Here is a 14,118-nt window from a genome sequence, read left to right on the forward strand (position 1 = left end):
GACAGGACTATGTCAGTCAGCATTGTATTTCACTTGCTTGCCGCGCTGGCCTACGCCGTGCTGGGCATGGCCTTGTGGCGGCCCATCGCCCGCGCACAGGATGTTCGCCCCAGCAGCACCATTGGCCGCAGCTGCCTGCTGGGCGCCATCGCCCTGCACGGCATCGGCCTGATCGGCGCCGTCATCGTGCCCAACGGCCTGCACCTGAGCTGGGCGCTGGCCTTGTCCACCGCCATGTGGCTGGGCATGATCGTTTTCTGGATCGAAAATTTCCTGTTGCGCCTGGACAGCTTGTTGTTGCTGTTGCTGCCCGCCGCCACCCTGATCAGCCTGCTGGCGGCGCTCTTTCCCCACGGCTATCTGGTCCCGCACGCCAACAGCGACTGGCTGCGCGTCCACCTGCTGATCGCTATGACGGCGTATGGACTGATCACCGTCGCTGCCCTGCACGCCATGCTGATGACCGTGCTGGACCGCCACCTGCACCGCCCCATCGCGTCCGAAGGCGAACAGGGCCTGATTGCCCGCGCCATGAGCGCCATGCCGCCGCTGCTGACCCTGGAACAACTGCTGTTCCGCCTGATCGGCATCGGCTTCATCATTCTGACCCTGACCGTCGCCACCGGCATCGTCGTGTCGCTCCAACTGAGCGACCAGGCCTTGCCCATGGACCACAAGACCGTCTTCACCCTGCTGTCCTGGCTGACGTTCGGGGTGCTGCTGGCCGGACGCCGGATTCAGGGCTGGCGCGGGCGCACGGCGCTGCGCTGGACGCTGACGGGTTTCGCCTTCCTGTTGCTGTCCTATACCGGCAGCCGTTTCGTTCTGGAAGTCATTCTGCAAAGAGGCACACTTGGGTAAGTTTCTACTGTGGGCGGTCATCATCTTGGCCATCCTGTTCGTTTCACGCATCCTCAGTCATCAAAAGGCCAACGCCAGACAGGCGGCGTCCCGCCGCCAGGATATTGAGTCCCGCGATGCCGCCGAATCCATGACCCGCTGCGCCCACTGCCATATCTTTCTGCCGCGTTCCGAGGCCTACATGAGCCAGGGCAAGACCTGGTGCAGCGCCGAACACGCGCGCCTGGGGCTGCGGAAGTGACGGGGGCGGGTCCGTCTGCTGGTTCTTCAGCGGGCGCTCCCGCTTTGACGATCCAGCCGGACGGCTGGCTGCCCCTGATGGGCCCTGGCGTGCTGCGCCGCCCTTCCCCCAACCACGACCTGCGTCCCGGTGGCGAAGACCCGTACCTGCTGGTGATCCACAACATCAGCCTGCCCCCCGGCATCTTCCAGGGCGACGCCATCATCGATTTCTTTCAGAACCGGCTGGACATCAGCGCCAACCCCTGGTTCGAGAACATCCGCGACATGCGGGTATCCGCCCATTTCCTGATCCGCCGCGACGGCACTATCGTGCAATTCGTGCCAACCGTGCTGCGCGCCTGGCATGCGGGGGTATCGTCGTTTGAAAGCCGGGAGCGCTGCAACGATTTTTCCATCGGGATCGAGCTGGAAGGCACAGACACCCTGGCGTATACGGACGCGCAATATGCGCGGCTGTCGGTGCTGGCGGCGGCAATCCGGGCGCGGCATCCGATCCGGGCCGTGCAGGGGCACGAGCATATCGCGCCGGGCCGGAAAACCGATCCGGGGCCGGCGTTTGATTGGAATCGATTTGAACAACAGCCCACGAAGCAGCCATGAAACCACGCATCAGCGTCATCACACTCGCAGTCGATGATCTTCAACGATCCCTGACGTTCTACCGGGACGGATTGGGACTGGCGACCGAAGGCATCATCGGCGAACAGTTCGAGGACGGTGCGGTGGCGTTTTTTGATTTACAGCCGGGATTGAAGCTGGCGGTATGGCCGCGCAAAAGCCTGACCAAGGATTCGGGCCTGCCGCTGGGAGCGGCCAGCGCCACGGAAATCAGCCTTGGGCATAACGTGTCGTCCCGAGGGGAAGTGGACGAGGTGATGGCTGAAGCGGCTTCGGCTGGCGCGGTGATTGTGAAGCCGGCGCAGGAGACATTCTGGGGTGGGTATGCGGGGTATTTTCAGGACCCGGATGGGCATCTTTGGGAAGTGGTCTGGAATCCGGGGATGTTGCCGGTGGGGTGAGGGGGTGTTGAGATTTCCAATGGCTGGTTTCGGCTAAGAGTGGTCATAGCACGATTCCAACTCCGTACCCAAAGCAGACGCTGTAGTAAAGTTGACGTCAAACTAGGCAGACGGAGCATTGGCCCACAATGAATAACAGATCAGGGAGCGTCATCAGTCAGGCATCAGGAATGCCTAATCGTGCCCGTTGGGGGGTAGTAGTGTGCTACTTAGCAAGCTGAATATCCGAGGGAACACAGCGGAAACTACCCGTTGTGGACAGCTCATCTATCCAGTTCGAGATACACATGCGCTGATCCAGGCCGCGGGTTACCTGAAGCACATCTGCGGGTGCAAAAACTCGGAGCTCGTGTACTTTCGCGGTGCTCCTATGCTATATGAAACCCTCTCACCCACGGCGTTTCGAGGTATTTCCACACACAAGGGCGCATCAAACGCAATCAATCGCATAAATTCTGCTGTTGCAAGTTTCTCTCGCCCGCTTAAGTCAACGGGAGCATATGCACGTGAGGCGCTCCTACAGCACTACGGGCTAAAGACGACCTGGATTGATCTGATTGACAATATTTGGGTTGCGCTCTGGTTCGCGTGTCACAGCGCGAGGTCCATGGGTCCGTGTGGTGAGTACTTGCACTTTGAGTGCAGAGTCCCCAGAACCGACAAAAGCGGGAAAGCATACATCATGCTGATAGCAGCGGACGCGGTAGCTCCTGACCCGAGGCGCCCAGGTTTGTTCGTTGGGAGACACACCGAGCTCATAGATCTCAGGATTGCGGCTCCATCGATATTTGTTCGCCCACACGCCCAGCACGGTCTGCTGATGAGAGTGAAAGGTGATACGGTCCAGCGGCCGCTAGAGTACAGCAGCCAAATCAGGGGAGTCCTCGAGATTCAATTGGCAGACGCAATTGAGTGGCTAGGTAACAGTACTGCACTTAGTGCACATAGCCTATTTCCGCCACCGTACTACGACAATGGTTATGCAACCTTACTTGGAGTCGGGTTCCATGGCGCAAGAAACGTTGGTTGTATATCCCATATTGGTGCTTGATGCGTAGCATCAGTTTTGAAGTACACAGCTGACCATTCTTTCCAGAAGCGGTCGCTCGCAAATGACTGCAGTGGGTCGAAAGCAGCCACTAGCACCAGCACAAGCCCCCCACATCCAAAGATCACCATGCAAGACTTTGCTCGCGCAAGCTTTGTAGATATTGAAAAAGCTATCCCTGCGCGCCCTGGCATATATGGCATTTACACCTTGGACAATGTCCCACTGAAGGTGGGTATCAGCGTAAATCTTAGACGACGCCTTCGGCAACACAAGGAGTCGAAACAAAAATACCTGTCGCTTCGTCCCAATGGAAGCTGGGAAAATCCGGCGGATGTCAAAAGCACACGTTCGATCTTAGCCAAACATCTTTATTTCTGGACTGCAGACGGCTTTAACCTAAAATGCGAGACAGGCCGTCAACGATATCTGCTCGATAATTGCTATATTCTGTTCAAAACAACGGAAAGCAGGGAAGAAGCTCGAGAAATAGAGAAGCGGCTGGAGGCTACCGGAGGATTTCAATTCGTCGGGCGAACCACACCGTGCAGGAACCCTTTGCCATGACCCGCGAATTCAAGCTCGATCCTGCTGGCTGCGATATCTCTCTTTAACAAACCGCTTTATCCTAAACATCAGGTAATTCCATTTCCACATCACCAACATCTACCAGAAAGACGGCCCAGCTTCATCCACGCAACCGCCATCAAGGCCGTTACGACTTTGACGCGCTCATCAAAGACACGCCCGAACTGGCCGCTTTCGTCTTCTTGAATCCGCATGGTGATGAAAGCATCAATTTCGCCGACCCTACTGCGGTCAAGACCCTGAATCGCGCCTTATTAAAGTCCTTTTACGGCATCGAGCATTGGGATATTCCTGCAAATTATCTATGTCCGCCGATCCCGGGTCGTGCCGATTACGTGCACTATCTGGCCGATTTGCTGGCCAGCAACAATATGGGAATCATTCCTCGGGGCGCTACAGTACGCGCCCTGGACATTGGTGTGGGTGCAAACACCATCTATCCCTTAATTGGCCATGCTGAATATGGATGGCGGTTTTTAGGGTCGGACATCGATGCTCATGCACTGGCATCTGCGCGAGCCATTATTGACGCCAATCATGGCTTGTCTACGGCCATCAAATTACGCCAACAAACATCGCACAAGCATATTTTTCAGGGCTTGCTGAGCGCAAACGACTATTTTGACCTGACGCTGTGCAACCCCCCCTTCCATCAATCCCAGGAAGACGCCTTAAGCGGCACCCAACGTAAATGGCGTGGCCTAGGCAAGACCATGCCAAAGCAAAAAACCGCCGTGTTGAATTTTGGCGGACAAAATACTGAACTGTGGTGCGAGGGTGGCGAAGCGCTCTTTATTCGCAACATGATAGAAGAGAGCGCAACCATCAGCAGTCAAGTGCTTTGGTTCAGCACCTTGGTATCCAAAGCGTCTAATGTGCCCAGTGTGCTGTATGCCCTAAGGAAGGTTAACGCGCTGGAGGTACGTACCGTGGACATGACGCAGGGGCAAAAGAAAAGTCGCTTCGTTGCCTGGACGTTTCTAAACGCCGCGGCACAAGCGACTTGGCGCAATGAGCGCTGGGGCCACAAGGGCGGGTAGAAGCAATAATGGCTCGCCCGGGCTGCGTGATATCGCCAAAGGCTATCCTCCGGGCTGGATGGCCTTACATGGCTGACGTCGCCTTCTTGAACAGGTCCTGGAAAATTAACGGCCCCCAGGTATTGTTCCGTGCGTGCACAAGCGCACCGCCCTCTTCGAGCTTCCCAAGATTGACGGGTGAAAAACCGAGCTGCTCGGCGAGGACCGCCACCGACGCTGCTGCGCCCTCATCGTCGCTCGTCAGGAACACGACTCTTCTGCCGCCCTGTACGACCGGATCTTGCTCAAGGACGGCAGCAGCCAAATGGTTGAAGCCCTTAACCAATCTTCCTCCCGTGAAAGCCTGTGCGACGAGCTTGGAAGATGGCCGTCCCTCCAGTTCCTCAGGGGACACGCCATAGGTATTGGTCACGTCAATGATGATCTTTCCCTCCCAGGTCGGCAGCACTTTCGCGACATCCCGGTGTGACTCGTAGCGGACAGCCAAAAAGACGATGTCCGCCTTGACCGCTTCCGTCAGTGTTTTGGGAATGATGCCGGGTCCGATCGCAGCCGCAGCGGATGCAAAGCTTTCCGGGTCGCGAGTAGTTGCAATGGATACCTCGATGCCGTTTCGGGCAAACGCCTTGGCCAGAGCCTGGCCGATCTGGCCGAAGCCAATAATTGCATAGCTCATATGCTCTCCTTAGGTTTGTGCCAGGCCAATGCCGGTTGCGCCGCCGGTGATCACGGCGCTCTTTCCATTCAATCTGTTCATGATGTGTCGCCGGGTTGGCGTCCTTTGTTGAAACTGGAAATCAGTCTAGTTTCCTTGACTCATCAATACAATTGACGAAAAATTGATTAATTCAATCTATTGTTTAGATATAGATGCTCGATAACGTCACCATCAACCAACTGCGTGCATTCGTTGCGGTATGCGATCAGGGAAGTTTTTCCGGTGCGGCGCGGAAACTCCGGCGCGCACAGTCAGCCGTCAGCCATGCGATCAAGGCGCTGGAAAGCGCATTTGATGTCGAGTTGTTCGAGCGAAACACACGGAAAGCGCAGCTCACTGCGGCGGGGCACAGTCTCTTGCCGGACGCGCGGGCGGTGATCTCACGCACGGAAGAGATGAAGAACCGTGCCAGTTCGATCGCCAGGACCGGGGCGCCACAGGTTTCAGTTGCGATCGATGCCTACTTCCCGCGTGCCCACCTGATCGACTGCCTGCGGACACTGCAATTGGAGTTCAGCACTGCAGTGATCGACCTGCGGATCACGACCATGCAAGGCGGCGAGAACCTGGTGCTGGAAAGGGAATGTGCCCTGGCTGTCACGATCGGGAACGTGCCAGAGGTGAACCCGGATGCCATCGAACGCCACTGGCTGTGTGAGGCCGAGATGGTGACGGTATCCGCGCCATCCCATCCACTCGCCGCAATGCGGGAACCCATCCCGATGGACGAATTTGGCAGACATGTTCAGATCGTCGTGACGGACAACCAACCAGGAGCGGAAAAGACCCAGCAGGGTGTCGCCGGCAAACGCCAGTGGTTGGTCAATGACCTCGGCGCCAAGCGTGATCTTCTCAGGGCCGGTCTCGGCTGGGGACACCTGCCTCGGCACCTCGTCAGCGAGGACCTGACGAGCGGACAGCTTGTCGAACTTGAGCGCCGCGCCTGGCACATCGGCCCGCTGACATTCATGATCTCGCAACGACGGGGGTATGGCCTCTCCCCATGCGAGTCGCGGATGGTCGAACTCCTTGGCACATCGCATGCCACTCATGGACGCACGCCTACTCAGTAGATCAACGACAGTCTGTTTTCAGAGATGATCCATGACTGTTCAGGATCGATAGCTGACACCCTTCACACATTGAACAATAATAAGATCATCACCCCCCAGCCCAGATACCCCCATGCCCACCCTCTCCCAAAAAGCCCAAGCCTTCGGCGCCCTGCATCACACAGACCGCGCCTTCATCATCCCCAATCCCTGGGACGTCGGCACGGCGCGGCTGTTGGCGGGCATGGGCTTCCAGGCCCTGGCTACCACCAGCGCGGGCTATGCCTATACCTTGGGCGTGTCTGACTATCATGTCACTCGGGACCAGATGCTGACGCACGTGGCGGAACTGGTGGCGGCCACCGATCTGCCTGTCAGCGCGGACATGGAAGCGGGCTACGCCGACACCTTGGATGGCGTCGCGGAAACCTACCGGCTGACGGCGCAGACGGGGGCGGTGGGGGCCTCGATCGAGGACGCCACCGGCAGGGATGACGCTCCGATCTACGATCTGGCGGAAGCCGTGGATCGGGTCAAGGCTGCCGTCGAGGCGGTGCGGTCCCTGCCCTACGCCTTCACGTTGACCGCCCGGGCGGAAAACCATCTGCATGGGCGCACGGACCTGAAGGACACGATCCGTCGTCTGCAGGCGTATCAGGAAGCGGGCGCCGACGTGCTCTATGCGCCGGGACTGCGGACTCGGGAAGACATCACCGCAGTGGTCAGCTCGGTGGATCTGCCAATCAATGTGCTGATGGGATCGCCGGGGATGAATTTTTCGGTCGACGATCTGTCCGGCATGGGGGTCAAACGGATCAGTGTGGGCAGTGCCCTCAGCCGGGCAGCATGGGGCGCGTTCCTGCGTGCCGGCCACGAAATGCTGGAACTTGGGACATTCAACTTCGGTGAAGAGGCTGTCAGCTACGAGGACATGGCGCGGCTGCTGCAGAGATAGCGGCCAGCAATGAGGCCTCGATGTCTCGGTAGCCGCGCGCACGCGCATGCTGCAGCGGTGTCACGCCCTGACCATCGGCCAGATTGGGGTCGGCACCCGCCTGCAGCAGCAAGTCCACGATCCGCTGATGCGGCTCGCCGCCGTTGCTCAGGATGATGGCTTCCAGCAAGGCGGTCCAGCCCAGGTTATTGACGTGATCGACCGCCACACCGGCCTGGATCAGGACCCGCACCGTCTCGACATGGCCCCGTTCAGCTGCAGGGATCAGGGCGGTGCCCCCATAGCGGTTGAGGCTCTTCAGATCCGCGCCGTGCGTCAGGGTCATTTTCAGGATCTCCAGATGCCCTCGCGCCCCGGCATAGAGATAGGCGCTGTCCTGGATGTGGTCCTTGGCGTTCACGTCGGCGCCGGCGTCAAGCAGGGCCTGGGCAGCAAGCACCCGGTTTGCCTTGGCAGCCACCAGCAAAGGGGTCGCCCCCGAGGCGTCGCGGGCCTCCAGCGCCGCCCCTTGGGCCAACAGCGTCTTGATCGCCGCCGCATCGTCCTGCATGGCCGCGGCATGCAGGTCGGCGGCTGGCGCCGCGCCCCCGGCGAAAACACCTGGGGCGCAAAAAGCCACCAAGGCCATACAGGCCGTGACCGCGATCCGCCGGATCAGTGGCTTATCCACGCAAAGCCGCCGCATGAAACGCCACATGATCGCCAATCAGGCTGGCGATGAAGTAATAGCTGTGGTCATGCCCGGCCTGCCTGCGCAAGGTCAGCGGATACCCGGCATCACGGCAGGCCGCTTCCAGCAATTCAGGGCGTAGTTGCTCTTCCAGGAATTCATCGTCCAGGCCCTGATCCACCAGCAAAGGCAGGCGCTCGGCATCTGCGGGCAGCGCACGGATCAATTCGACCGCATCCCACTGCGCCCAGGTGGCGGCATCGTCCCCCAGATAGGCGGCAAAGGCCTTTTGCCCCCAAGGCGCCTGCGTCGGCGCGACGATGGGCGCAAAGGCGGACACGCTGCGATAACGCCCCGGATGACGCAAGGCCGTGACCAGCGCCCCATGACCGCCCATGGAATGACCAGCGATACTGCGCGCATCAGACGCCGGGAAATGCCGTTCGATCAGACCAGGCAGTTCTGTCGCCACATAATCCTGCATGCGGTAATGCGCGGCCCACGGGGCCTGGGTGGCGTTCAGGTAGAAGCCCGCACCCTGTCCCAGATCATAGGCGGCGTCGTTGGCCACGTCATCGCCGCGCGGGCTGGTGTCCGGGACGACCAGGATCACATTGTGCAAGGAGGCGTAAGCCTGGGCGCCGGCCTTGGTGATGAAATTCTGTTCCGTGCAGGTCAGGCCCGATAGCCAGTACAGCACGGGGCAGGGTTCGCCGCGCAGGGCGGCAGCGGGCAGGTAGATGCCAAAGCGCATGTCGCAATTCAGCACGTCGGATGTGTGTTGCCAGACTTCCTGGCTGCCGCCAAAGCTGGTGTGGCGCTCTACGCGCGTCAAAGCAGTATCTTGGGAAACATCATTCACTAGGGTTTTTTCCTCTCTTGAAAAGTGATCAGTAATGCACGACCGATCGGATCGACTTGCCTTCGTGCATCAGCTCAAAGGCCGTATTGATGTCATCCAGCCCCATGGTGTGGGTGACGAAAGGTTCCAGGTCGATGTCGCCGCGCATGGCTTCCTGCACCATGCCGGGCAGTTGAGACCGGCCCTTGACGCCGCCGAAGGCGGTGCCGCGCCAGGACCGGCCTGTGACCAGTTGGAAAGGCCGGGTGGAAATTTCCTGGCCCGCGCCCGCCACGCCGATGATGATGGACTGGCCCCAGCCCCGATGGGCGGATTCCAGCGCGGCGCGCATGACGTTGACGTTGCCGATGCACTCGAAGCTGTGGTCCACGCCCCAGCCGGTCATGCCGACGATGACCTGCTGAATGGGGTCGGCGTGGTCCTTGGGGTTGACGCAGTCGGTCGCGCCAAAGACTTTCGCCAGGGCGAATTTGTCGGGATTGGTATCCACGGCGATGATGCGGCCAGCGCCTGCCTGGCGGGCGCCCTGGACCACGGCCAGGCCGATGCCGCCCAGGCCGAACACCGCGACGGTGTCGCCTGGCTGGACTTTGGCCGTGTTGCGCACGGCGCCGATGCCGGTGGTGACGCCGCAACCCAGCAGGCAGACCTGTTCAGGATTGGCCTGGGGATCGATTTTGGCGAGCGAGACTTCCGCCACCACAGTGTATTCGCTGAAGGTCGAGCAGCCCATATAGTGATAGATGGGCTGGCCCTGGTAGGAAAACCGGGTGGTGCCATCGGGCATGACGCCCTTGCCCTGGGTGGCGCGCACGGCCACGCACAGATTGGTCTTGCCGGACTTGCAGAACAGGCATTCGCCGCATTCGGCGGTGTACAGGGGGATGACGTGATCGCCGGGGACGACGCTGGTGACGCCCTCGCCGACCTCCACCACGATGCCGGCGCCTTCATGGCCCAGGACAGCGGGGAAGACACCTTCGGGGTCGTCGCCGCTTAAGGTGAAAGCATCCGTGTGGCAGACACCCGTGTGGGTGATTTTGACCAGGACCTCGCCCTTGCGGGGCGGTTCGACGTCGATTTCGACGACTTGCAGGGGTTTGCCGGCCTCGAAGGCGACGGCGGCGCGGGATTTCATCAGCAAGACTCCAATTCAGGCTGCTTGGGCCATAAGACAAACCGGCCAGCGGCGGGGATCGATATCCCTGCAACTGGCCGGCGGCTGTAATCAGGCGGAAACATCCTGCGCCAGGTCATGGCCTGGCGCAGACATCATCAGAATTCCCGCTGAGCCACCCCCCACGGATTTCCGTCCTGCAGGGCCTGGGGCAATATTTCCTGGGGCACGTCCTGATAACAGACGGGGCGCAAGAAACGATCAATCGCCATTGTACCCACCGACGTGGTGCGCGAATCGGACGTCGCCGGAAAGGGGCCGCCATGCACCATGCTGTGGCAGACCTCGACACCGGTCGGAAAGCCATTGACCAGGATACGACCGGCCTTCAATTCCAGGTCGGGCAGCAGCGCCTGCATCCAGGCGCCGTCGTCCGGCATCTGCGCTTGCAGGGTGGCCGTCAGTTGGCCTTCCAGGGCGCGGGCGATGGCGACCATGTCGTCCAGGCTTGCGCACTCGATCAGCACGGTGCTGGCGCCGAATACTTCGGCCCCCAGGCCTTCCGGGTCGGCCAGGAAAGCGGCGGCGGACGTCAGGGCGACCGATGCCTGGCATTGGTTCGGTCCCTGTGCATCCTGCCCTTGGGCCAGGATACGGACCTGAGGATGATTGCGCAGCGTCTGGACACCGGCCTCGTAGGCGCGATGGATGCCTGCCGTCAGCATGGTGCTGGCCGGCGCGGCGGACGTCTGGGCGACGACTGCATTCGTAAAGCGGTCGAAATCCGGCCCCTTGATCCCCAGGACCAGGCCCGGATTGGTGCACAGCTGACCGGCGCTGCCCGTCAACGATGTCACGAAACCCTGCGCCATCTGCTCGGCGCGGGCCTGCAGGGCGCCCGGCAGCAGGAAGACCGGGTTGACGCTGCTCATTTCCGCAAAGACAGGGATGGGCTCGGGTCGTGCGGCGGCGGCTTGCATCAGCGCCAGACCGCCCTGCCGGGAACCGGTAAAAGCCACGGCCTTGATCTGGGGATGACGCACCAATTGCATGCCAATCTCGTTGCCCGGCCCGGTCAGCAGGGAAAACACGCCGGGCGGCAGGCCGCATTCCTGCACGGCGGCGGCCAGGGCGCGCCCGACCAGTTCCGAAGTGCCCAGATGGGCGGAATGAGCCTTGACCACGACAGGGCAGCCTGCCGCCAAAGCGGCGGCGGTATCGCCCCCGGCCACGGAAAAGGCCAGCGGGAAATTGCTGGCGCCGAACACCGTCACCGGGCCGATGGGGATACGGCGCAGACGAATGTCGCTGCGCGGCATGGGCTTGCGATCCGGCTGCGCGCGTTCGATGCGCACACCCAGCCAGTCGCCGCGCCGCACCACGTCGGCGAACAAACGCAACTGATTGACGGTACGGCCCAGCTCGCCGCGCAGGCGTGCCTGCGGCAGACCGGTTTCCTGCATGGCGCGATCGATCAGCGTATCGCCCAGGCCTTCGACCTTGGCGGCGGCGGTTTCCAGAAACGCGGCGCGGGCCGTCAGGGGCAGGTCACGGTAGACCAGAAAGGCTTCCTGGGCCAGGCGCACGGCCTGATCCACCTGGGCCGCATCGGCGCCCAGCCATTCCGGGGTCAGCGCCTGGCCGGTCGCCGGGTTCACGGAATGTGCCGCAACCCCGGTACCCTGAACGGCCTGGCCGCCAATCAAAAGATGACCCGTCAACTGCATCAGTGAATCTCCTTAATCGTGATCAGCGCATCCGCCGGCTGCTGGCCGATGGGGTTGCGCAAGGCGCGGCCAAAGCCGCCCAGGGAAATCTCGAAACGATCTCCCGCCTGGGTGCGGATGCCGTCCGCGAAGCTGAGCGTGGACGTGCCAAAGAAATGCACGTGCACGTCGCCCGGCCGGCGAAATCCCGCGTATTTGAAATGATGGTGTTCCAGATTCGCCAGGGTATGGGCCATATTGGCTTCGCCCGTCACGAAAGGTTTGGACCACAGGACTTGGTCATCACGCATGATACGGGATTCGCCCCGCAGATCGGCGGGCAGGTCGCCCATCAGGATTTCCGGGCCGAAACTGCAGGCGCGCAGCTTGGAGTGCGCCAGCCACAGGTAGTTGTGGCGTTCGGTGATGTGATCGGAAAACTCATTGCCCACGGCAAAGCCCAGGCGCACCGGGGTGCCATCGGGCGCAATGACGTACAGGCCGACCAGTTCGGGTTCTTCGCCCGCGTCCTGGGCGCAGCCCGGCACCGGCAAGGCGCATTCCGGCGCCACGACGCAATCGCCGTCGCCCTTGTAGAACCATTCCGGCTGTACGCCGATCTGACCCGGCGCAGGCCGCCCGCCTTCCAGCCCCATCTTGAACATGCGCATGGAATCGCTAAGGTTCGCGTCGTCCGCATCCAGCTTGGCATGCATGGCGGCGCGGGTGTCGGCGCTGCCCAGATGGGTCAGCCCCGTGCCGGTCACCAGGCAATGCGCCGCATCCGGATGGGTCAACGGCGGCAGCAGCCGCTGCGCATCGATCAATTCCTGATAGGACAGCACCTGGTTGCCCAAGTGTTGCTGGATCAGGTTTTTCAGCGGCACCTGGTGCTGCAGCGCCATCATGGCCAGCGCGTACGTGCCGCCGACCAGATCGATCACGCTGACCTGGTCCGTCTCGTCGACCAGCGCGGCCTTGACCCCCTGGGGGTCCTTGAATTGAATCAATCGCATGATGAATCCTTGTCTTGCCTGCCTGGCTATTCGATGATGTTGAATTGATCCAGATAGCGGTCCGACAGGGTCAGACCCAGGCCGGGCTTGTGCTCGTCCAGGTCGATGAAACCGTTCACCGGCGCCGGATCGCCCTCGAAGATGTAATAGAACAGCTCGTTGCCAACTTCCACGTCATGCACGGGGAAATATTCCGACATGGGGGACGCCAGCGTGGACATGGTCAGGTGGTAGTTATGCATCTGGCCGGCATGCGGGATGACCGGCACGCTGTAGGCCTCGGCCAGGGCGTTGATCTTGTGCGCCGCCGTGATGCCGCCCACGCGGTTGGTGTCGTACTGGATGACCGACACCGCGCGCTTGTCCAGCAACTGCCGGAAACCATAGGTGGTGAATTCGTGTTCGCCGCCGGAAATCGGGATGGGGCCGTACTGGTTCAGTTCCGCATAGCCGTCGATGTCGTCGGCGATCACGGGTTCTTCCAGCCAGCGCGGCTCGAAGATCTCCAGCTTGGGCAGGATGCGCTTGGTGTATTCCAGGTTCCAGCCCATATAGCATTCCAGCATCAGGTCGGTGTCGTAGCCGATGACGTCACGCACGGCCTGGACGCTGTCCAGGTTCTTGCGCACGCCGGCGGGGCCGTCCTTCGGGCCGTAGCCGAAACGCATCTTGAAGGCGGTGAAACCCTGGTCCACATAGGATTGGGCTTCGGCCTGCATGGCGTCCAGATCGGTGCGGTACAGCTTGGACGCGTAGCAGGGGATCTTTTCCTTGGTGCGACCGCCCAACAGCTTGAACACCGGGCGGCCGACGGCCTTGCCCATGATGTCCCACAAGGCGATATCGATGGCGGAAATCGCCGCCATCGCCACGCCCTTGCGGCCCCAGGCCAGGGTGGAACGATACATGCGCTGCCACAGGTATTCGTAGTCAAAGGGATCATGGCCGATCACCAGCGGCGCCAGGTACTGGTCGATGATCTGTTTGGCGATCCTGGGGGCCAGGGCGACGTTGCCCAGGCCGATGATGCCATCATCGGTTTCGACTTCGACGACCGTCCAGCCGTGAAAACGGAACGTGCCCATCGAATCGCCACGGTCCCACAGGGCGTCCATGGCATTGGTGCAGAAATTCGCCTGCGGCGGCACGGTCTTGCCCTGCCATTCGAAGACGCGGGCGCGGATGTGTTTGATCTTCAATTCAAGCTCCGTCTGGAAAATGCG

Annotated in this window: 16 protein-coding genes; 9 read left to right on the top strand and 7 right to left on the bottom strand. The window is 61.0% G+C overall.

The genetic code is table 11. The features are described 5' to 3' along the window. The first annotated feature begins 9 nt into the window (after positions 1-9). The 7 genes from WBF69_RS10020 to rlmF all read left to right on the top strand — a co-directional run bounded on the left by WBF69_RS10020 (position 10) and on the right by rlmF (position 4,799). On the top strand, positions 10-861 hold the full coding sequence (locus WBF69_RS10020) for a cytochrome C assembly family protein (RefSeq protein WP_424263708.1): 852 nt from the start codon (positions 10-12) through the stop codon (positions 859-861). Beyond that, on the top strand, positions 854-1,102 hold the full coding sequence (locus WBF69_RS10025) for a PP0621 family protein (RefSeq protein WP_424263710.1): 249 nt from the start codon (positions 854-856) through the stop codon (positions 1,100-1,102). The genes WBF69_RS10020 and WBF69_RS10025 overlap by 8 nt, the downstream gene beginning before the upstream one ends. A gap of 77 nt (positions 1,103-1,179) precedes the next feature. Continuing rightward, the gene (gene ampD, locus WBF69_RS10030) at positions 1,180-1,704 is read left to right on the top strand and encodes a 1,6-anhydro-N-acetylmuramyl-L-alanine amidase AmpD (RefSeq protein WP_424263939.1); all 525 of its coding nucleotides are present in this window, start codon (positions 1,180-1,182) and stop codon (positions 1,702-1,704) included. Then, entirely contained in the window at positions 1,701-2,123 is a 423-nt protein-coding gene (locus tag WBF69_RS10035; RefSeq protein ID WP_424263712.1) for a VOC family protein, read from the top strand. Before ampD ends, WBF69_RS10035 begins: the two co-directional genes overlap by 4 nt. Positions 2,124-2,472: 349 nt before the next feature. Then, positions 2,473-3,174 carry an FRG domain-containing protein gene (locus tag WBF69_RS10040; RefSeq protein ID WP_424263714.1) on the top strand — a complete coding sequence of 234 codons (702 nt, stop codon included), beginning with the start codon at positions 2,473-2,475 and terminating at the stop codon, positions 3,172-3,174. Between the two features lie 126 nt (positions 3,175-3,300). Beyond that, positions 3,301-3,738, top strand: coding sequence for a hypothetical protein (locus WBF69_RS10045; RefSeq protein ID WP_424263716.1), 438 nt, complete (start codon positions 3,301-3,303; stop codon positions 3,736-3,738). An 80-nt stretch (positions 3,739-3,818) separates the two neighbouring features. Next, positions 3,819-4,799, top strand: a complete 981-nt coding sequence (gene rlmF / locus WBF69_RS10050; protein WP_424263941.1) for a 23S rRNA (adenine(1618)-N(6))-methyltransferase RlmF — start codon at positions 3,819-3,821, stop codon at positions 4,797-4,799. Between the two features lie 64 nt (positions 4,800-4,863). On the opposite strand, the gene WBF69_RS10055 is transcribed toward rlmF, so the two are convergent. Then, positions 4,864-5,475: an NADPH-dependent F420 reductase gene (locus WBF69_RS10055; RefSeq protein WP_424263718.1), complete on the bottom strand. Its 612-nt coding sequence runs from the start codon at positions 5,473-5,475 to the stop codon at positions 4,864-4,866. A gap of 194 nt (positions 5,476-5,669) precedes the next feature. Here WBF69_RS10055 and WBF69_RS10060 point away from each other — a divergent pair, with 194 nt between their 5' ends. After that, complete coding sequence (locus WBF69_RS10060) at positions 5,670-6,590, top strand: LysR family transcriptional regulator (RefSeq protein WP_424263720.1); 921 nt, start codon at positions 5,670-5,672, stop codon at positions 6,588-6,590. 112 nt (positions 6,591-6,702) lie between these two features. Then, complete coding sequence (locus WBF69_RS10065; RefSeq protein WP_424263722.1) at positions 6,703-7,524, top strand: isocitrate lyase/PEP mutase family protein; 822 nt, start codon at positions 6,703-6,705, stop codon at positions 7,522-7,524. Here WBF69_RS10065 and WBF69_RS10070 read toward each other — a convergent pair. The 6 genes from WBF69_RS10070 to WBF69_RS10095 all read right to left on the bottom strand — a co-directional run bounded on the left by WBF69_RS10070 (position 7,487) and on the right by WBF69_RS10095 (position 14,094). Further along, positions 7,487-8,152, bottom strand: a complete 666-nt coding sequence (locus WBF69_RS10070; RefSeq protein WP_424263943.1) for an ankyrin repeat domain-containing protein — start codon at positions 8,150-8,152, stop codon at positions 7,487-7,489. The genes WBF69_RS10065 and WBF69_RS10070 overlap by 38 nt on opposite strands. 34 nt (positions 8,153-8,186) lie before the next feature. Further along, the gene (gene fghA / locus WBF69_RS10075) at positions 8,187-9,029 is read right to left on the bottom strand and encodes an S-formylglutathione hydrolase (protein ID WP_424263724.1); all 843 of its coding nucleotides are present in this window, start codon (positions 9,027-9,029) and stop codon (positions 8,187-8,189) included. A gap of 55 nt (positions 9,030-9,084) precedes the next feature. Continuing rightward, positions 9,085-10,194, bottom strand: coding sequence for an S-(hydroxymethyl)glutathione dehydrogenase/class III alcohol dehydrogenase (locus WBF69_RS10080; protein WP_424263726.1), 1,110 nt, complete (start codon positions 10,192-10,194; stop codon positions 9,085-9,087). Positions 10,195-10,331: 137 nt separating this feature from the next. Beyond that, complete coding sequence (locus tag WBF69_RS10085; RefSeq protein ID WP_424263728.1) at positions 10,332-11,900, bottom strand: aldehyde dehydrogenase (NADP(+)); 1,569 nt, start codon at positions 11,898-11,900, stop codon at positions 10,332-10,334. Further along, positions 11,900-12,895, bottom strand: coding sequence for an AraD1 family protein (gene araD1, locus WBF69_RS10090; protein ID WP_424263729.1), 996 nt, complete (start codon positions 12,893-12,895; stop codon positions 11,900-11,902). Before araD1 ends, WBF69_RS10085 begins: the two co-directional genes overlap by 1 nt. A gap of 26 nt (positions 12,896-12,921) precedes the next feature. Continuing rightward, on the bottom strand, positions 12,922-14,094 hold the full coding sequence (locus WBF69_RS10095; RefSeq protein ID WP_424263731.1) for an L-rhamnonate dehydratase: 1,173 nt from the start codon (positions 14,092-14,094) through the stop codon (positions 12,922-12,924). Positions 14,095-14,118: the final 24 nt, after the last annotated feature.

It is taken from the genome of Castellaniella sp., assembly GCF_049673105.1.
GTDB lineage: Bacteria > Pseudomonadota > Gammaproteobacteria > Burkholderiales > Burkholderiaceae_B > Castellaniella.

Excerpts from the sequence above, each read along its gene's own strand:
- WBF69_RS10020 (WP_424263708.1), top strand. The coding sequence starts at position 10 with ATGTCAGTCAGCATTGTATTTCACTTGCTTGCCGCGCTGGCCTACGCC.
- ampD (WP_424263939.1), top strand. The coding sequence starts at position 1,180 with ATGGGCCCTGGCGTGCTGCGCCGCCCTTCCCCCAACCACGACCTGCGT.
- WBF69_RS10035 (WP_424263712.1), top strand. The coding sequence starts at position 1,701 with ATGAAACCACGCATCAGCGTCATCACACTCGCAGTCGATGATCTTCAA.
- WBF69_RS10045 (WP_424263716.1), top strand. The coding sequence starts at position 3,301 with ATGCAAGACTTTGCTCGCGCAAGCTTTGTAGATATTGAAAAAGCTATC.
- WBF69_RS10055 (WP_424263718.1), bottom strand. The coding sequence starts at position 5,475 with ATGAGCTATGCAATTATTGGCTTCGGCCAGATCGGCCAGGCTCTGGCC.
- WBF69_RS10060 (WP_424263720.1), top strand. The coding sequence starts at position 5,670 with ATGCTCGATAACGTCACCATCAACCAACTGCGTGCATTCGTTGCGGTA.
- WBF69_RS10065 (WP_424263722.1), top strand. The coding sequence starts at position 6,703 with ATGCCCACCCTCTCCCAAAAAGCCCAAGCCTTCGGCGCCCTGCATCAC.
- WBF69_RS10070 (WP_424263943.1), bottom strand. The coding sequence starts at position 8,152 with ATGGCCTTGGTGGCTTTTTGCGCCCCAGGTGTTTTCGCCGGGGGCGCG.
- WBF69_RS10080 (WP_424263726.1), bottom strand. The coding sequence starts at position 10,194 with ATGAAATCCCGCGCCGCCGTCGCCTTCGAGGCCGGCAAACCCCTGCAA.
- WBF69_RS10085 (WP_424263728.1), bottom strand. The coding sequence starts at position 11,900 with ATGCAGTTGACGGGTCATCTTTTGATTGGCGGCCAGGCCGTTCAGGGT.
- araD1 (WP_424263729.1), bottom strand. The coding sequence starts at position 12,895 with ATGCGATTGATTCAATTCAAGGACCCCCAGGGGGTCAAGGCCGCGCTG.